The following is a 17,274-nucleotide window of genomic DNA, read 5'->3' as shown; positions in this document are numbered from 1 at the left end:
GTCCACCCGCTGCCGACCACGGGTCCGCACGGACGCCCGCTATGGCGTGGCAGCTGCCGGGCTGGGCTTGCGGATGCCGAACAGCGGCAGGGTGACGCCGCACAGCGGGCCGATCAGCAGCGCGAACGCGAGGGTGCCCACCCCGACATTGCCGCCGAGCCACCAGCCGATCAGCAGTACGGTGCCTTCGATAGCGCTGCGCACGATCCAGATCGGCCAGCCGGTGCGGGCGTGCAGGCCGGTCATCAAACCATCGCGTGGGCCGGGGCCGAAGCGCGCGCCGATGTACAGGCCGGTGGCCAGCGCGACCAGCAGCAGGCCGCAGACGAACATCGGGATCTGCCAGGCCAGGCCATGCACCTCCGGCAGCAGCCACAGCCCGAACTGGGCACTGGGGCCGATCAGCAGCACGTTGAGTACGGTGCCCAGCCCCGGTTTCTGCCGGATGGGCCACCACAGCAGCAGCACCAGTGCGCCAATCACATTGGTGGCCACGCCGAAGGACAGCGGTGTCTGCAGCGCGATGCCCTGTGAGAGCACATCCCAGGGCGCCACCCCGATCGCTGCGCGGATCATCACCGCCGCGCCGAAGCCGTACAGGAACAGGCCGAGCAGGAGTTGCAGCAGGCGCAGGGGCAGGGACGTGGGCATGGCGGATTCACCGGAAGGGCCACTGACTGTAGGCGGCACGGCGTACCGCCGACAGATACAGATGCGCACGAAAGTGCGATGACACACCGGCGCGCGCGTTACTCCCAGCCGGACAGCACCAGCTTGCCGATCACGCCTCCCCCTTCCAGCCGGCGGTGCGCCTCGCGCAGGTTCGTCGCGTTGATCGCGCCCAGGTGCGTGTGCGCGGTGGTGCGCAGTTCACCGGCATCGATCAGGCTGGCTGCCCGGTTGAGGATGCAATGCTGCTCGATCATGTCCGCGGTCTGGAAGCGCGCGCGGGCGAACATGAATTCCCAGTGGATGCCGATGCACTTGGCTTTATAAGGATCGCCGATGCGCAACGGACCGCGCGGCTCGACGATCAGCCCCACATGCCCCTGCGGCGCCAGCAGCTCACCCAGCGCTTCCCAGTAATGGTCGGTGTCGGCCAGATTCAACGCCACCTGCACCTGCGCAATCCCCAGTGCCTGCAACTGCGGCGCCAGCGGCTGGCGATGATCGATCACGTGGTCGGCACCCATCTTTACGCACCAAGCGCGGGTCTCCTCGCGCGATGCCGTGGCGATCACGGTGAAGCCCGCATGCCGCGCGAGCTGGATCGCGATGGAGCCGACGCCGCCGGCACCGCCGATGATCAACAGATGCTGGCCACGATGACGGCAGTCATCGAGCTGTAATGGCATCCGCTGGAACAGCAGTTCCCACGCGGTCAAGGTGGTCAGCGGCAACGCCGCGGCGTCGGCGAAATCCAGCGTGGTCGGTTTGCGCCCGACCAGGCGTTCGTCCACCCACTGATAGTGCGCATTGCAGCCCGGGCGTGTGACGTCGCCTGCGTAATACACCTCGTCACCGGGTGCGAACGCGGTCACCGCCTCGCCGACCGCTTCAACAACACCTGCGGCGTCGTAGCCGAGTATCCGCGCCGGGTTCTCATGCTGCGCACGCGGCGCGCGCTGTTTTGCATCGACAGGATTCACCGAGACAGCGTGGATGCGCACCAGCAGATCACGTCCTTGAGGTGCGCCCGGTGGTGCGATGCTCAGGTCCTGCAGGCTGGCGGGGTCTTCAATCGGCAGATACTGCGTCAATCCCACGGCTTTCATGGCGGCTCCGGATGGGGGAATCATCTTCATCATACGGATCACGCCGCCGCTGTTTCTGCGCTGAATCACGACGTGATCGCGATTTGAACCCTTTCGTGAAAAATGTGTCCCGACCTCGCCTGAATTAGGCAAAACCCTTGTCGCGTCTGGGTCTTGCGGAATTTCATCAACCTGTATAGGGTGCCACCAGCTGGACCCGGTAGAGGTCTAGTGGTCGTCTTCACATGTTACGGGACTGTTAACATCACCTTCACTCGCCTGAGCATAATGTTCGCGGCGGTGGCGTGCTGAATCGGCAGTCTGAAAACGACGCAGTAGTGCTGGCCCATGCCTCTACCGGTTTCATACCCCCGAAATAGGAGCTGTACTCAATGAACAAGAAGATCCTTACTGCCGCGCTGCTGGGCGGTCTGGCTTTCGCCCAGGCTGCATCGGCGCAGGATTTTGACGACCGCTGGTACCTGACCGGTTCGGCCGGCTTCAACTTCCAGGATAGCGACCGTCTGACCAACGACGCTCCGTTCGTTACCCTGGGCCTCGGTAAGTTCATCAGCCCCAACTGGTCGCTGGACGGCGAGCTGAACTACCAGAACCCGAACTTCGATGCCAACCAGGATCTGAACTGGAGCCAGTACGGCGCGTCCGTCGATCTGCGTCGCCACTTCATCCAGGAAGGCCGCGGCTGGAACCCGTACCTGCTGATGGGTCTGGGCTACCAGAAGTCGGAAGAAGAGTACGCAGCACTGGACAACAACGGTCCGCGTGAGCGCAAGGACGGCAACTTCGCCGCCAAGCTCGGCGTCGGCCTGCAGACCACCTTCGAAAAGCGCGTCGCCGTGCGTGCCGAAGTGGCCTACCGCGCTGACTTCGACGACAAGAGCGTTGCTGCTCCGAGCGAAGACTGGTTCGGCGACGTGCTGGCTTCGGTCGGTGTCGTGATCCCGCTGGGCCCGGCTCCGGTCGCTGCCGTGCCGGCTCCGGCTCCGGTTGCCCCGAGCTGCGCCGATCTGGATGACGACGGTGACGGCGTCAACAACTGCGACGACAAGTGCCCGAACTCCCAGCCGGGTCAGACCATCGGTCCGGACGGTTGCCCGGTCCCGGTGTCGATCGATCTGAAGGGCGTGAACTTCGACTTCGACAAGTCGAACCTGCGTCCGGATGCGGTTGCGATCCTGAGCGAGGCTTCGGAAATCCTGAAGCGTTACCCGGATCTGCGCGTTGAAGTGGCCGGTCACACCGATTCCAAGGGTACCGACGCTTACAACCAGAAGCTGTCCGAGCGCCGTGCTACCTCGGTGTACAACTATCTGACCCAGAACGGCGTTGACGCTTCGCGTCTGGTCGGTCCGATCGGTTACGGCGAGAGCCGCCCGATTGCGCCGAACGCCAACCCGGATGGTTCGGATAACCCGGAAGGCCGCGCCAAGAACCGTCGTACCGAGCTGAACGTCCAGAACTAATCCTTCTGGCAGTACAGTCTCAATAAGCAGGGCCCGGCATTGCCGGGCCCTGTTTTTTTTTGTCTTTTCTTACTTTGCCACGTGGGCCTCGCGCCCACGTAACGCCTCGCAGCGACCGGTAGGCCCCTCGGCAAATGTCCCCCGGCCGCCGCCTTGCGGCGACGGCCTCCTCCTTGATTTTGCCCAGGGGCCTACCGGCCGCTACGGGGCTGGGCATGCTGCAAGCCCACGTAAAACCTGGCCTTTCGTTGCAGCGCGGTCCAGCGCTCGACGCACCGGCCGCTGCCACTGAAAACGTTCGGCGTTCGCTTCACAACTGCCTCACCAATGAGACCCGCATTTCCGCGCATGCATTCGGGCAGAATCCGTGAAATCGACAATAAATCCAACAAGTTGCCGTATTCATTGAAAGTGGCGCTTGAAAGACGTTGTGGCGCTGTTAAACTCGCCGCGTCGACCCCTTCCTGGATGCATCTCATGCAGCGTTTTGCACTGGCCGCCGCGCTTGGCCTGGCCCTGGTTCCCGCCGCCCACGCTGCCGTGGACTGTTCGGCACCTGCCAGCGCATCGCCGCTGCCGCTGCCGGCCACCGCGATCGCGCCGGTTGCCGAAGAGCTGTACATCCGCAACGTCCAGTTGGGCATGCCTGCCGGCGTACTGACCTCCAGCTACGACCGCGAGCAGTCGCTGGACAGCGTGCTGCAGCGCCTGCGCATCGACGGCTGCCAGAACATCGCCAAGGCAATCCCCAGTGCACCGGTGATCAACCCGAACGATCCGGCCGCCTACAAGCCGCAGACCGAGTTCGACAACACGCCGTGGCGCTTCGACATGAGCCAGAACGGCAAGCGCATGACTGCCGAAGAATTCGACGCGTGGATGAAGGCGCGTGGCGTGCGCGTGGTCAAGGCGCGCCCGGTGCCGGCCGCCGTGCCGGCTGCCGCTCCCGAAGCACCGGCTGAGACCAAGCCGGCGGACAAGAAGTAAGCCGCCTGAGCGGAGCACGATGACGACACGCCGGCCACCCGCCGCGACCGCGTCCCGACCACGCCGCCCCGAGCGGCGTGCGAGCCCCGCAACAGGCGCCCGCACCACTGCGTCCAGCACGTCCCCGAGTGCACCGCGCCATGGTCTGGCGCGTGTGCTTTCCAAGGCCGGGCTGTGCTCGCGCACCGAAGCCGCGCGCTGGATCGCCGACGGCCGGGTCACGGTCGACGGCCGCGTCATCAACAACCCCGAATTTCCGATCATCGACGGTCGCCATCATGTGCGCGTCGATGGTCAGCCGCTGGATGCGCCCAAGCGCGTGCACCTGATGCTCAACAAGCCGCGCGGCCTGGTGACCACCGCGCAGGACGAGCGCGGCCGTGACACCGTGTACCGCTGTTTCGATGCTGCCGGGCTGCCGTGGATCGCGCCGGTCGGGCGCCTGGACAAGGCCAGCGAAGGCCTGCTGCTCTTCAGCAATGATCCGCAATGGGCCGCGCGCCTGACCGATCCGGCCACCGGACCGGACAAGACCTATCACGTCCAGATCGATGCGATTCCCGATGCCGCTCAGTTACAGGCGTTGTGCGCGGGGATCGAGGACGAAGGCGAGGTGCTGCGTGCGCGGCGCGCCACGCTGCTGCGCAGCGGCGACAAGACCGCCTGGCTGGAAGTGGTGCTGGAGGAAGGCCGCAACCGGCATATACGCCGCCTGCTTGCCGCGTTCGACATCAACGTGCTGCGCCTGGTGCGCGTGGCGATCGGCCAGCTGCCGCTCGGCGAGCTGGGCAAGGGCGCCTGGCGCGAGCTCAGCCCACACGATCTGGATCTGCTTTATGCCGTGGCCGACAGCGCCGCGGCCACACCGTGACCTTGTGGCCTGCCGGCATGTGGCAGGCCAATCGACCCGGGCAATGGATGGCCTTCGAAGGGACGTTCCGTTCAACACCGGGAGTAAGACCATGCACGTCAGTACCCTTAATCGTTCCCTGTTCCGCGGCGCCTGCCTGTTGTTGCCGGCCGCGCTGCTGACCGCCTGTGGCGGCCACAAGCAGATCGCCAAACAGGATCCGCCGGTGACCGACAAGGTGGTGGAGATCAAGATCCCCGAGCTGGATGGCCGCGGCAGCTACCGCTTCCTGATGAGCGATGGCGACAAGCGCATGAGCGCCGATGAGTTCGACGCCTGGATGAAGGCCAACGGCATCCGCGTGGCCAAGGGCAATGGCCAGGATGGTCCGGTTGCGGCACCGGTGGTGGTGGCCAGCAAGGAAGAGGCCAAGGACAAGAAGAAAAAGAAGAAATAAAAAAACGCCGGGCATGGCCCGGCGTTCTGTGGGGACGGCGCGCCAGGCGCCGCCGTCCGGTCAACCCTTGATCACGCCCAGTTCCAGGCCGATCCGGGTGAAGGCATCGATGGCACGGTCCAGGTGCGCGCGCGTGTGTGCGGCGCTGATCTGGGTGCGGATGCGGGCCTGGCCCTTGGGCACCACCGGGAAGAAGAAGCCGATCGCGTAGATGCCTTCCTCGAGCAGGCGCTCGGCGAACTTCTGCGCCAGCGGCGCGTCGTACAGCATCACCGGGCTGATCGGGTGCACGCCCGGCTTCACATCGAAACCGGCGGCGGTCATCTTCTCGCGGAAGTAGGCGGTGTTCTGCGCCAGGGTATCGCGCAGGTCATCGGCGGCGGCCAGCATCTCGAAGGCCTTGATGCCGGCGGCGACCACGTGCGGCGGCAGCGAGTTGGAGAACAGGTACGGGCGCGAGCGCTGGCGCAGCAGCTCGATCACTTCGGCGCTGGCGCAGGTGAAGCCGCCCAGTGCGCCGCCCATGGCCTTGCCCAGGGTGCCGGTGATGATGTCGATCTTCTCCAGCACGCCCTTGACCTCGGCCGAGCCGCGGCCCGTGGCGCCGAGGAAGCCGGTGGCATGGCATTCGTCGATGTGGACCAGCGCGTTGTACTTCTTCGCCAGCGCGGTGATCTCATCCAGCGGGGCGATGAAGCCGTCCATCGAGAACACGCCGTCGGTAGTGATCAGCTTGGTCTTGCAGCCGGCCGCATCGGCCGCCTGCAGCTGGGCTTCCAGATCGGCCATGTCGCAGTTGGCGTAGCGGAAACGCTTGGCCTTGCACAGGCGCACGCCATCGATGATCGAGGCATGATTGAGCGCGTCGGAAATGATCGCGTCGTGCTCGCCCAGCAGCGGCTCGAACAGGCCACCGTTGGCGTCGAAGCAGGCCGCGTACAGGATGGTGTCCTGCTTGCCGAAGAAATCGGCGATCTGCTTTTCCAGCTGCTTGTGCAGGTCCTGGGTGCCGCAGATGAAGCGCACCGAGGCCATGCCGAAGCCGTGGGTATCCAGCGCGTCCTTGGCGGCCTGGATCAGGTCCGGATGGTCGGCCAGGCCCAGGTAGTTGTTGGCACAGAAGTTCAGCACCGAACGGCCATCGTCCAAGGTGATCTCGGCAGACTGCGGGCTGGTGATGATGCGCTCGGACTTGAACAGGCCCTGGGCGCGGATCGCCTCCAGTTCTTCAACGTAGTGCTGGGTCAGCGAGGCGGTGGTGGCGTCGGTCATGGCAGGCAGTCTTCGGCACGGGAAACCCCGGATTTTACCTGCCGGGGGCCGCGGCGGGGTTGCCGCCGGCGGTGGATGGGCGGGGCAGGGCGGAAGACGGTTGCAGACGTGATTGTTGCATCGCAATATCAATCAGGTTAAAAAACTGTAAACCGATGCCGTTCCGCCCACCCCACGTCTGGAGAGACCCCGCATGAACCACGCCACGCGCTGTACCGCCGCCGTTGTGCTCTGCGCCGCCCTGCTTGCCCCGTTTGCCGCCAGTGCCCAGGACGAGGCCGAATCGCCGTTCAGCTGGAACGTCACCGGTGTCTCGGATTACGTGTTCCGTGGTGTGTCCCAGACCGACGAGGATCCGACGATCCAGGCTGGCTTCACCTATACCTCGCCGGTGGGTCTGTACGCCGGTGTCTGGGGCTCGGGGGTGGATTTCGGTGATGGCGGCCCGGACGCCGAGGTCGATTACCTGATCGGCTACGCCTTCGACGTGACCGACAACGTCAACCTGGATCTGCTGCTCAACCGCTACACCTATCCGGGCTCGAGCGAGCTGGCCTACAACGAGTTCATCACCAAGACCACGTTCGCCGAGCAGTACAGCCTGACCGTGACCTACACCAATGACGTGTTCAATTCGGGCACCGATGCGTGGTACTACGCCGTGGGCGGCGAGTGGGCCTTGCCGCAGGACTTCACGCTGAGCGCGAACGTCGGCCGCAGCACCTTCGAAGAAGGCATCTCCAAGGATTACACCGATTGGAATGTCGGCGTCAGCCGCCAGTTCGGCCTGTTCAACCTGGGCCTGGGCTATTACGGCACCGATGGCAACGGCCGCGACAACTCCGGCAAGCTGGCTGACAACCGCGTGGTGTTCACGGTCGGCATCGGGCAGTAACCGGTACCCGACACCGCCGGCCACCTCGCGAACCAGAAAAGGCGCCCGGATGGGCGCCTTTTCAATGGTGGCCTCACACCGGAACCCTTGCTGGAGAGCAGCCCCCTTGTTGTTCAAGGGGGGCGCCAACGGCGCGGGAACAAGGTGGAATGGACACTTGATCATCTGTGCCGAAGGCACCGGTGATCAATTCCAGCTGAGCACGACCTTGCCAGCCTTGCCCTGTTCCATCAGATCGAAGCCCTTCTGGAAATCATCGATCGGCAGCTGGTGGGTCATCACCTTGCCGAGCGGGAAGCCGGACAGCACCAGCTGGGTCATCTTGTACCAGGTCTCGTACATCTTGCGGCCGTAGATGCCCTGCACGGTCAGGCCCTTGAAGATGATCTTGTCCCAGTCGCAGCCGGCGCCCTTGGGCATGATGCCGAGCATGGCGATCTTGCCGCCGTGGTACATGCAGTCGAGCATGTCGTTGAACGCGCGCGGATTGCCGCTCATTTCCAGGCCCACGTCGAAGCCCTCCATGTGCAGTTCCTTCATCACGTCCTTGAGCGAGGTGTTGGACACGTTCACCACGCGGGTGGCGCCCATGTCGGCGGCCAGCTTCAAGCGGAAATCGTTGACGTCGGTGACCACCACGTTGCGCGCACCGATGTGCTTGCAGATGCCCGCGGCGATGATGCCGATCGGGCCGGCGCCAGTGATCAGCACGTCCTCGCCAATCACGTTGAACTCCAGCGCGCAGTGCGCGGCATTGCCATACGGATCGAAGAACGCGGCCAGTTCGGAGGGGATCTGATCCGGGATCGGCCACAGGTTGCTGGCCGGCATCACCATGTATTCGGCGAAGGCGCCGTTGACGTTGACGCCGATGCCCACGGTGTTCGGGCACAGGTGCTGGCGGCCGCCGCGGCAATTGCGACAATGGCCGCAGACGATATGACCTTCGGCCGAGACGCGCTGGCCGATCTCATAGCCGGTCACGCCCGGGCCGATCTCGGCGATGCGGCCGACGAATTCGTGGCCGATGGTCAGGCCGGGCTTGATCGTGCGCTGGCTCCATTCGTCCCACAGGTAAATGTGCAGGTCGGTACCGCAGATGGCGGTCTTTTCCAGCTTGATCAGGACCTGGTTCGGGCCGGGGGTGGGGACCGGAACTTCTTCCAGCCAGATGCCCTTGGCGGCTTCGCGTTTGACCAGGGCCTTCATTGTTTGCTGCGCCATCGGGGTGGAACTCGTCTGGGGGGAAAGCGCGGATTATAGAGCCGCTGGCGGTTTTCCCATGTTGCAGCGCGGGTGGGCCGGGAGGTAGCCATGCCCCTCATTGCCGCACTGCGTGCGGCCAGCCGACCATGGGTCGGCTCTACCGGGCTTCGGGACGGCGCAGCGGCTGGGCTAGAATCGGCGGTTCTTTCACCAGGGGCTGCTCAATGCGCTCGAACCTGCTCGCTTTCTCCGTCGTCGCCAGCCTTGGGCTGGTCCAGGTCGCCCATGCCGCTGAAGGCATGTGGGTGCCGCAGCAGCTGCCGGAAATCGCCGGCCCGCTCAAGCAGGCTGGCCTGAAGCTGTCCCCGGAGCAGATCTCCAACCTGACCGGCGACCCGATGGGCGCGGTCGTGGCGCTGGGTGGCTGCACCGCCAGCTTCGTCTCCCCGCAGGGCCTGGTGGTCACCAACCACCACTGTGCCTACGGTGCGATCCAGCTGAATTCGACGGCTGAAAAGAACCTGATCAAGGACGGCTTCAATGCGCCGACCCTGAAGGACGAGCTGAGCGCCGGGCCCAACGCCCGCGTGTTCGTGCTGGACCAGATCACCGACGTGACCGACCAGGCCAAGGCCGCGATCGCCGCCGCCGGCAAGAACCCGCTGGCCCGCACCCGCGCGCTGGAGGCCTTCGACAAGTCCCAGACCGCTGCCTGTGAGGCCGATGCCGGCTTCCGCTGCCGCCTGTACAGCTTCTCCGGCGGCAACACCTACCGCCTGTTCCGCAACATGGAAATCAAGGACGTGCGCCTGGTCTACGCACCTCCGGGCAGCGTCGGCAAGTTCGGCGGCGACATCGACAACTGGATGTGGCCGCGCCACACCGGCGATTTCTCGTTCTACCGTGCCTACGTGGGCAAGGACGGCAAGCCGGCCGCCTTCTCCGCCGACAACGTGCCCTACCAGCCCAAGCACTTCCTGAAATTCGCCGACCAGCCGCTGGGCGCCGACGACTTCGTGATGGTGGCCGGCTACCCGGGCCGCACCAACCGCTACGCCCTGGCCGGCGAGTTCAATGAAACCGCCAGCTGGACCTACCCGACCATCGCGCGCCACTACAACGCGGTGCTGAAGATGATCGAGGAAGCCGGCAAGGCCGACCCGGACGTCAAGGTGAAGTACGCCGCCACCGCGGCCAGCATGAACAACGTGGCCAAGAACTACGCCGGTCAGCTGGAAGGCTTCAAGCGCATCGACGCGGCTGGCCAGAAGCAGGCCGAAGAAGCCGCCGTGCTGGCCTGGTTGAAGAAGCGTGGCGCCGCCGGTAAGCCGGCTCTGGCCGCACACGCGCAGTTGGTCCAGCACCTGGACACCAGCAAGAGCACGCGTGAGCGCGATCTGTTCGTCAGCCAGTTCAACAGCACCTCGGCGGTGGGTTCGGCGATCAGCCTGTATCGCCTGTCGATCGAGCGCAGCAAACCCGATGCCGAGCGCGAAGCGGGTTACCAGGAGCGCGATCTGCCTTCCATCGAAGGCGGCTTGAAGCAGATGGACCGCCGTTACGTGCCGCGCATGGACCAGCAGTTGCAGACCTACTGGCTGAGCCAGTACGTGGCACTGCCGGCGGCCCAGCGCAGCAACGAAGTGCTCAACCAGTGGCTGGCAGGCAGCGATGCCGCCGCCGTGCAGGGTCTGGTCGGCAAGCTCTCTGCCACCAAGCTAGGCAGCCTGGATGAGCGCCTGACGTGGTTCAAGGCCGACCGTGCCGCCTTCGAAGCCAGCACCGATCCGGCGATCCAGTATGCGGTGGCGGTGATGCCGGCGTTGCTCAAGCAGGAAGAGCAGAAGAAGACCCGCGAAGGCGAGTCGCTGGTGTCGCGCCCGCTGTATCTGCAGGCCGTGGCCGACTACAAGAAGAGCAAGGGCGAGTTCGTCTATCCGGACGCCAACCTGTCGTTGCGCATCACCTTCGGCAACGTCATGGGCTACGGCAAGGACGGTGTGAACTACACCCCGTTCACCACTCTGGAAGGCGTGGCTGCCAAGGAAACCGGCGAAGACCCGTTCGATTCGCCCAAGGCGCTGCTGGAGGCGGTCAAGGCCAAGCGTTACGGCGGCCTGGAAGACAAGCGCATCGGCTCGGTGCCGGTGAACTTCCTGTCCAACCTGGACATCACCGGCGGCAATTCCGGTTCGCCGGTGCTGGATGCCAACGGCAAGCTGGTCGGCCTGGCCTTCGATGGCAACTGGGAGTCGGTGAGTTCGAACTGGGTGTTTGATCCGGTGATGACCCGCATGATCGCGGTCGACAGCCGTTACATGCAGTGGATCATGCAGGAAGTGGCGCCGGCGCCGCAGCTGCTCAAAGAACTGAACCTCAGCAAGTAAGCCGACACGTCGGTTTCCAGAACCCCGCAGCGATATCTGCGGGGTTTTTTTATGTGCGAATTACAGTCAAACGCGTGGCGTCTTGCTTTCTCCTGCGGGAGCCCGCCGGGCAGGGCTGGGCGAGACACGCCGTGAACCCATCCATGGGGGCTCGTACGACCGCATCCATGCGGTCGAACGGTCTCGCCCAGCCCTGCCCGACGCGCTCTGGACAGATGTCGGTGTGCGGACGGAAAGGCGAAGCGGCACTGCATTTGCCCTCTTCTCCGCGTCAGCATTGGAAACCTTGATGGCTGAGGCCGGGTAGCCTCTGGCAGGACCGTTCGACGGCATGGATGCCGTCGTACGAGCCCCCAGGGATGGGTTCACGGCGTGTCCTGCCAGAGGCTACCCGGCCTCAGCCTGCGCGGGGCCGTCAGGCGCCATGCTTTACGAGCCATCCGCCACCAAGCCGCCGAGCAAGCAGATCACGTGCACCAAACAGCCACACAGCTTCACAGCCGCGACCGGGTATCATCCCTGTTCCGCGTGCTTTCACAGGATGTGAACGAAGCGCCGGAGCCTCCTCCCCCAAGGACCCCTTGTCCGCATGCGCATCCTGCTTGCCCGTCACGGCGAAACGCCGTGGAATGCCGAAGGCCGCTACCAAGGCCAGATCGATATCCCGTTGTCGCCGATCGGCGAAGCCCAGGCCAAGGCACTGGGGGAACGTCTGAAGTCCGTCGACATCACCCGCGCCGTTGCCTCACCGCTCTCGCGTGCCCAGCTCACCGCCCAGCTCGCCCTCGGTGCCGAACGTGCCCCGATGCTGCAGACCGAGCCGGACCTGCAGGAAATCGCCCACGGCGAATGGGAAGGCCTGCTGGCCAGCGAAATCCACGACAAGGATCCCTCGCGCCTGCGCGCCTGGCGCGAAGAGCCCGATACCGTCCTGATGCCCGGCGGCGAATCGCTGCGCCTGGTGCTCGAACGCAGCTGGCGTGGCCTGGCCCGTGCCGCTGAAGGCCTGGGCGAGCACGACACCCTGCTGGTGGTCGCCCATGACGCCGTCAACCGCGTGATCCTGTGCCGCATCCTCGGCCTGCCGATCTCGCGCCTGTGGACCTTCCGCCAGGCACCGACCACGCTGAACCTGCTCGAAGGCCCCGACCTCGATCAGCTCGACGTGGTCCGGCTCAACGACTGCGCGCACCACACCCCGTTCTTCGGCGAAGCCAAGCACCGCGCGCTGTAACGCACTGCGTCCCATCCTGCCGTCCGCCCCAACGATTCCGATCCAACGACCATGACCACCACCGCCCGCCCGCAGACCCTCTCCGATTGGCTCAGCTACATCGAGCAGCAGCACCCCGCCTCCATCGACATGGGGCTGGACCGGGTGCGTACCGTGGCGCAGGCGATGGGGCTGGGCGCGCCGGCCGAGCGCAGCATCGTGGTCGGTGGCACCAACGGCAAAGGCTCCACCGTGGCCTTCATCGAGGCCATCGCACGCGCCGCCGGCTGGAAGGTCGGTGCGTACACCTCGCCGCACCTGCTGCGCTACAACGAGCGCGTGCGCATCGATGGCCAGGACGCCACCGATGACGCCCTGATGGCGGCCTTCAACGCGATTGAGGACGCGCGTGGCGACACCACGCTGACCTACTTCGAGTACGGCACGTTGGCCGCCCTGCAGCTGTTCGCGCAGGCGGGCCTGGATCTGGCCGTGCTTGAAGTCGGCCTTGGCGGGCGTCTGGACGCGGTCAACATCGTTGATGGCGACGTGGCGGTGATCACCACCGTCGACATCGACCACAGCGACTGGCTGGGCGAGGACCGTGAAGCGATCGGGACCGAGAAGGCCGGCATCATCCGAGGCTGGAAGCCGGTCATCCTCGGTGAAATCGATCCGCCCTCGAGTGTGCTCGCGCGTGCCTATCTGGTGGGTGCCAACGCCATCCGTGGCGGCAGCGATTTCTTCGCCGATACCATCGATGGCGAGCGCTGGCGCTGGCGCGATGTCGGCTTCCGTATCGAACTGCCGCACCCGACGCTGCGCGGTCCCATCCAGCGCGCCAATGCCGCGACGGCGATCGCCGCGCTGCGTGCGCTCGATCGCCCGCTGCCGCGCACCGCCTTCATCGAAGGCGTTGCCGCCGCGCGTATCCGTGGCCGTCTGCAGGCCTTTGACCGTGACGGCGTGGAGGTGCTGGTCGATGTCGGCCACAACCCGCAGGCCGCACGCGAACTGGCCACCGCACTGAAGGCCAGTCGCGTCACCGGCGACACCATCGCGGTGTTTGCCGCCCTGCAGGACAAGGATGCCGCCGGGGTGGTCGATGCCTTGGCCGATCAGGTCCAGCAGTGGCACTTGGCCGGGCTGGAGGGGGCGCGTGCGCAGAGCGCCGAGGAACTGCGGGCACGCCTGACCAGTACGGCGGCGGCCGGCGCTACGCCGCATGCCACCGTCGTGGATGCCCTGCAGCATGCCGTAAGGCAGGCCAAGGCCGGCGATCGCGTGCTGGTGTTCGGCTCCTTCCACACCGCCGCGCAAGCGCTGCAGACCCTCGATCCCGGTACCTGAGGGTGCTTTGCAGCGCCGTTCAGCCGCATCAGCCGCCGCACACGCGCGCACCCGTATAATCGCCGTGGCATTCCGCCGCGCCGCCTGCCTGCCTTCACGTGGATACTCCTCTGAAACAGCGACTGATTGGTGCCATCGTCCTGGTGGCGTTGGCCGTGATTTTCCTGCCCATGCTGGTCAAGGGTCCCGCACCTGACAGTGGTGTCGCCAACGTGCCGATCAGTGCACCGGCCGCGCCATCGGATGGCCAGTTCGAAACCCGCGAGCTGCCGCTGGTCGCACCCACTGGTGGCGCCACCGGCCTGCAGAGCGGGGCATCCACCACCCAGCCGCTGGCCGACAGCGCTGCGGTCGCCGCCGATACGGCGCCGGCAGACACCTCGCCGGCCGTGGCCGCGGGCAACTACGCCGTCAGCTTCGGTGCCTATGCCACCGAAGCCGATGCCGACCGCGTGATCGCCTCGTTGAAGAGCGCCCAGCTGGCCGGCTTCCGTGAGCCGGCCACGATCAATGGTCGCCAGGCCTGGCGCGTGCGCGTCGGCCCCTACGCCGATCGCGCGCTGGCCGAAGCCGGCCGCCTGCAGGCGGTGAAGGTGCGCAACGACGTCAAGGCCGAGGTCATCACCCTGGATGCCCGCGCCGATACCGCAGTTGCCGCCACGCCCGCCGCCACTGCCCCAGCCCCGTCGGCGGCTCCAGCCGCCTCCAGCGCTGCCGCCGCGCCGTCGGGCAATGCCGTGAAAACCGAATCCCTGCCGGCCGAGCCGGTCGCGGCCGCCAAGCCGGAACCGAAGCCGGCCGCGCCCAAGCCCGAGCCCAGGCCGGCCCCGGCGCCCAAGCCCGAAACTGCTGTCGCGGCACCGGCTGCTCCGACGGCGCCGGCCGCCAGCAGCGTCGGTTTCGCCGTGCAGCTCGGTGCCTTCGGCCAGGCAGCGGAGGCCAACGCGCTGCGCGACAAAGTTCGCGCCGCCGGCTTCAGCGCCTTCGTGGAGCAGGTCCGTACCGACAAGGGCACCCTCAACCGGGTCCGCGTCGGGCCGGTCGCCAACCGCGCCGATGCCGAGAACCTCAAGGCCCAGGTGGCCGCCAAGGTCGGCGTGGCCGGCATGGTCCGCCCGCACCCCTGATGCCTGATCCACGCCGCCCCGCACCCGCAGGACGGCCCGTAGCGCCCGGCCTGCCGGCATGATCGACATCGTCCTGCTGGTCCTGATCGGGGCCTCGGTCCTGCTGGGCCTGATGCGCGGCTTTGTCGGCATCGTGGTCAGCACGCTGTCCTGGCTGCTGGCCGGCTGGGCCGCGTTCCTGTTCGGCAATGACGCAGCCCACTGGTGGGCAGCGCCGCTGGAACCAGGCACCGGCCATTACGTTGCCGGCTACCTGGGGGTGTTCCTGATCGTCATGATCGCTGTTGGCCTGATCGGCATGCTGATCAAGGCCGCCGTGAAGGTCACCTGCCTGACCGGCGCCGACCGCCTGCTGGGCGGCGCATTGGGCCTGGTCCGCGGCGCCTTCCTGGGCTGCGTACTGCTGATGCTGGCCGCCTTCACGCCGCTGCCGCAGGAGCCGGCCTGGCGGACCTCGCAGGTGCGGCCGCTGCTGCAACCCGGCGTGCGCTGGATGCAGGCGCAGCTGCCCGAGATGGCGTTGCCGGAGGTGAATCTGCCGCAACTGCCGACGATGGATTTGGGCAAGCCGCTCGCGACAGGCGATAATGGCGTCCTTGGCGAGGTAGTGGCAGGGCGCGGATGGCCGCGTCCCGTTGACGAGGGGAGGGAGACGGCACCTGCCGACGCTGCGGCGCGCGGGCCGGCTTCCACACTGCCAGTCAATATCGAGCCGGCGCACCCGCGTCCGGACGACACCGCTCCGGCACGGAACGGTACCCCCGGCCAGGCACGGCCACCTTCACTGTAGATGGGCGCAGCCCAGCGGAGAGTTCGCACCATGTGTGGCATCGTCGGAATCGTCGGCAACCAGAACGTCGCCGGGCAGTTGTATGACGGCCTGACCGTCCTCCAGCATCGTGGCCAGGACGCGGCCGGCATCGCCACCGCCGACGGCACCCGCCTGCGCGTGCAGAAGGCCAATGGCCTGGTGCGCGATGTATTCGATGCCAAGCGGATGTCCACGCTGGAAGGCCGCGTCGGCATCGCGCACGTGCGCTATCCGACCGCCGGTTCGGAAGGCATGGACGAGGCGCAGCCGTTCTACGTGAACTCGCCGTACGGCATCGCGCTGGCCCACAACGGCAACCTGATCAATACCGAAGCCCTGCGCCAGCAGGTGTTCGAGCAGGACCGCCGCAACGTCAACACCGATTCGGACAGCGAAGTGCTGTTGAACGTGTTCGCCTTCGAACTGGACGCGCAGCGCCAGCTGACCCCGGAAGCGGCGATCCGCGCCGTGGCTGCCGTGCACCGCCGCGTCAAGGGCGGCTATGCGGTGATCAGCGTGGTGCTGGGCCTGGGCCTGGTCGCCTTCCGCGATCCGCACGGCATCCGCCCGCTGGTGCTGGGCAAGCGCGCCCACGCCGAAGGCGACGAATACATCGTGGCTTCCGAATCGGCCGCTCTGGACGTGCTCGGCTTCCAGCGCGTGCGCGATGTGCGCCCGGGCGAAGCGCTGGTCATCACCGCGCGCGGCGAACTGTTCTCCGAAGTCTGCGCCGAGCCGGTCGAGCACAGCCCGTGCATCTTCGAGTACGTGTACTTCGCCCGCCCGGATTCGATGATCGACAACGTCTCGGTGCACAAGGCGCGCATGCGCATGGGCATCAAGCTGGGCGAGAAGATCCTGCGCCTGCGCCCGGACCACGACATCGACACCATCATCCCGATCCCGGACACCTCGCGCGATGCCGCGCTGGAGATCTCCAACACGCTCGGGGTGAAGTACCGCGAAGGCTTCATCAAGAACCGCTACATCGGCCGCACCTTCATCATGCCGGGTCAGGGTGAGCGGGTGAAGTCGGTGCGCCGCAAGCTCAACCCGATCCACCTGGAGTTCCGCAACCGCGTGGTGCTGCTGGTGGATGACTCGATCGTGCGTGGCACCACCAGCCAGCAGATCGTGCAGATGGCGCGCGACGCCGGCGCCCGCAAGGTCTACCTGGCCAGTGCCGCGCCGCCGGTGCGCTATCCGAACATCTACGGCATCGACATGCCGGCCGCTGAAGAACTGGTCGCGCACAACCGCAGCATCGAAGAAATCGAGAAGCACCTGGGCTGCGACTGGCTGATCTACCAGGACATCGAGGACATGGAAGCGGCGGTGAGCGAAGGCAACCCGGAGCTGAAGTCGTTCGATTCCTCGTGCTTCAACGGCGTCTACCCCACCGGCATCGAGCCGGGCTATTTCGAGCGCATCCAGCAGCTGCGTTCGGACGATGCCAAGCACAAGCGTCGCGCCTGAGGGCA

At 66.1% G+C, this 17,274-nt stretch carries 15 protein-coding genes; 11 read left to right on the top strand and 4 right to left on the bottom strand.

What is annotated here, in order from left to right; translation table 11 throughout:
- Positions 1-39: 39 nt before the first annotated feature.
- Together K4043_RS12830 and K4043_RS12825 are read right to left on the bottom strand one after the other, a co-directional pair.
- Positions 40-651 carry a hypothetical protein gene (locus tag K4043_RS12830; protein WP_123728462.1) on the bottom strand — a complete coding sequence of 204 codons (612 nt, stop codon included), beginning with the start codon at positions 649-651 and terminating at the stop codon, positions 40-42.
- 98 nt (positions 652-749) lie between these two features.
- On the bottom strand, positions 750-1,775 hold the full coding sequence (locus tag K4043_RS12825) for a zinc-binding alcohol dehydrogenase family protein (protein WP_265309551.1): 1,026 nt from the start codon (positions 1,773-1,775) through the stop codon (positions 750-752).
- A gap of 371 nt (positions 1,776-2,146) precedes the next feature.
- Between K4043_RS12825 and K4043_RS12820 the strand changes: the two genes are divergently transcribed.
- From K4043_RS12820 to K4043_RS12805, 4 genes are all read left to right on the top strand, one after another.
- On the top strand, positions 2,147-3,238 hold the full coding sequence (locus K4043_RS12820; protein ID WP_123728464.1) for an OmpA family protein: 1,092 nt from the start codon (positions 2,147-2,149) through the stop codon (positions 3,236-3,238).
- A gap of 477 nt (positions 3,239-3,715) precedes the next feature.
- On the top strand, positions 3,716-4,225 hold the full coding sequence (locus K4043_RS12815; RefSeq protein WP_123728465.1) for a hypothetical protein: 510 nt from the start codon (positions 3,716-3,718) through the stop codon (positions 4,223-4,225).
- Between the two features lie 19 nt (positions 4,226-4,244).
- Positions 4,245-5,096, top strand: coding sequence for a pseudouridine synthase (locus K4043_RS12810; RefSeq protein WP_123728466.1), 852 nt, complete (start codon positions 4,245-4,247; stop codon positions 5,094-5,096).
- A 91-nt stretch (positions 5,097-5,187) separates the two neighbouring features.
- A complete protein-coding gene (locus tag K4043_RS12805; RefSeq protein WP_123728467.1) occupies positions 5,188-5,532 on the top strand; it encodes a hypothetical protein in 345 nt (114 codons plus the stop codon).
- A gap of 60 nt (positions 5,533-5,592) precedes the next feature.
- Here the strand turns inward: K4043_RS12805 and kbl are convergent, their stop codons facing one another.
- Positions 5,593-6,804, bottom strand: a complete 1,212-nt coding sequence (gene kbl / locus K4043_RS12800; protein ID WP_123728468.1) for a glycine C-acetyltransferase — start codon at positions 6,802-6,804, stop codon at positions 5,593-5,595.
- A gap of 193 nt (positions 6,805-6,997) precedes the next feature.
- Between kbl and K4043_RS12795 the strand changes: the two genes are divergently transcribed.
- The gene (locus K4043_RS12795; protein WP_123728469.1) at positions 6,998-7,699 is read left to right on the top strand and encodes a TorF family putative porin; all 702 of its coding nucleotides are present in this window, start codon (positions 6,998-7,000) and stop codon (positions 7,697-7,699) included.
- A gap of 186 nt (positions 7,700-7,885) precedes the next feature.
- Here K4043_RS12795 and tdh read toward each other — a convergent pair whose 3' ends face one another.
- Entirely contained in the window at positions 7,886-8,908 is a 1,023-nt protein-coding gene (tdh, locus tag K4043_RS12790) for an L-threonine 3-dehydrogenase (protein WP_123728470.1), read from the bottom strand.
- Positions 8,909-9,129: 221 nt separating this feature from the next.
- Here tdh and K4043_RS12785 point away from each other — a divergent pair, with 221 nt between their 5' ends.
- The 6 genes from K4043_RS12785 to purF all read left to right on the top strand — a co-directional run bounded on the left by K4043_RS12785 (position 9,130) and on the right by purF (position 17,269).
- Complete coding sequence (locus K4043_RS12785) at positions 9,130-11,292, top strand: S46 family peptidase (RefSeq protein WP_123728471.1); 2,163 nt, start codon at positions 9,130-9,132, stop codon at positions 11,290-11,292.
- A 589-nt stretch (positions 11,293-11,881) separates the two neighbouring features.
- On the top strand, positions 11,882-12,526 hold the full coding sequence (locus tag K4043_RS12780) for a histidine phosphatase family protein (RefSeq protein ID WP_123728472.1): 645 nt from the start codon (positions 11,882-11,884) through the stop codon (positions 12,524-12,526).
- 51 nt (positions 12,527-12,577) lie between these two features.
- Positions 12,578-13,855, top strand: a complete 1,278-nt coding sequence (gene folC, locus K4043_RS12775; protein ID WP_265309550.1) for a bifunctional tetrahydrofolate synthase/dihydrofolate synthase — start codon at positions 12,578-12,580, stop codon at positions 13,853-13,855.
- A 98-nt stretch (positions 13,856-13,953) separates the two neighbouring features.
- A complete protein-coding gene (locus tag K4043_RS12770) occupies positions 13,954-14,982 on the top strand; it encodes an SPOR domain-containing protein (RefSeq protein ID WP_265309549.1) in 1,029 nt (342 codons plus the stop codon).
- Positions 14,983-15,040: 58 nt separating this feature from the next.
- A complete protein-coding gene (locus K4043_RS12765) occupies positions 15,041-15,772 on the top strand; it encodes a CvpA family protein (RefSeq protein ID WP_123728475.1) in 732 nt (243 codons plus the stop codon).
- A 30-nt stretch (positions 15,773-15,802) separates the two neighbouring features.
- Positions 15,803-17,269 (top strand): amidophosphoribosyltransferase, encoded by a 1,467-nt coding sequence (gene purF / locus K4043_RS12760; protein WP_019185825.1) that lies wholly within the window; start codon positions 15,803-15,805, stop codon positions 17,267-17,269.
- The last annotated feature ends 5 nt before the right edge of the window (positions 17,270-17,274 follow it).

Source organism: Stenotrophomonas sp. SRS1, assembly GCF_026130205.1.
Lineage (GTDB): Bacteria > Pseudomonadota > Gammaproteobacteria > Xanthomonadales > Xanthomonadaceae > Stenotrophomonas > Stenotrophomonas rhizophila_B.
This window is presented reverse-complemented; position numbering and strand designations above follow the sequence as displayed.

What these genes read in the sequence shown, in the direction of transcription:
- K4043_RS12830 (WP_123728462.1), bottom strand. Translation starts at nt 651, where the DNA reads ATGCCCACGTCCCTGCCCCTGCGCCTGCTGCAACTCCTGCTCGGCCTG.
- K4043_RS12825 (WP_265309551.1), bottom strand. Translation starts at nt 1,775, where the DNA reads ATGAAAGCCGTGGGATTGACGCAGTATCTGCCGATTGAAGACCCCGCC.
- K4043_RS12820 (WP_123728464.1), top strand. Translation starts at nt 2,147, where the DNA reads ATGAACAAGAAGATCCTTACTGCCGCGCTGCTGGGCGGTCTGGCTTTC.
- K4043_RS12815 (WP_123728465.1), top strand. Translation starts at nt 3,716, where the DNA reads ATGCAGCGTTTTGCACTGGCCGCCGCGCTTGGCCTGGCCCTGGTTCCC.
- K4043_RS12810 (WP_123728466.1), top strand. Translation starts at nt 4,245, where the DNA reads ATGACGACACGCCGGCCACCCGCCGCGACCGCGTCCCGACCACGCCGC.
- K4043_RS12805 (WP_123728467.1), top strand. Translation starts at nt 5,188, where the DNA reads ATGCACGTCAGTACCCTTAATCGTTCCCTGTTCCGCGGCGCCTGCCTG.
- kbl (WP_123728468.1), bottom strand. Translation starts at nt 6,804, where the DNA reads ATGACCGACGCCACCACCGCCTCGCTGACCCAGCACTACGTTGAAGAA.
- K4043_RS12795 (WP_123728469.1), top strand. Translation starts at nt 6,998, where the DNA reads ATGAACCACGCCACGCGCTGTACCGCCGCCGTTGTGCTCTGCGCCGCC.
- tdh (WP_123728470.1), bottom strand. Translation starts at nt 8,908, where the DNA reads ATGAAGGCCCTGGTCAAACGCGAAGCCGCCAAGGGCATCTGGCTGGAA.
- K4043_RS12785 (WP_123728471.1), top strand. Translation starts at nt 9,130, where the DNA reads ATGCGCTCGAACCTGCTCGCTTTCTCCGTCGTCGCCAGCCTTGGGCTG.
- K4043_RS12780 (WP_123728472.1), top strand. Translation starts at nt 11,882, where the DNA reads ATGCGCATCCTGCTTGCCCGTCACGGCGAAACGCCGTGGAATGCCGAA.
- folC (WP_265309550.1), top strand. Translation starts at nt 12,578, where the DNA reads ATGACCACCACCGCCCGCCCGCAGACCCTCTCCGATTGGCTCAGCTAC.
- K4043_RS12765 (WP_123728475.1), top strand. Translation starts at nt 15,041, where the DNA reads ATGATCGACATCGTCCTGCTGGTCCTGATCGGGGCCTCGGTCCTGCTG.
- purF (WP_019185825.1), top strand. Translation starts at nt 15,803, where the DNA reads ATGTGTGGCATCGTCGGAATCGTCGGCAACCAGAACGTCGCCGGGCAG.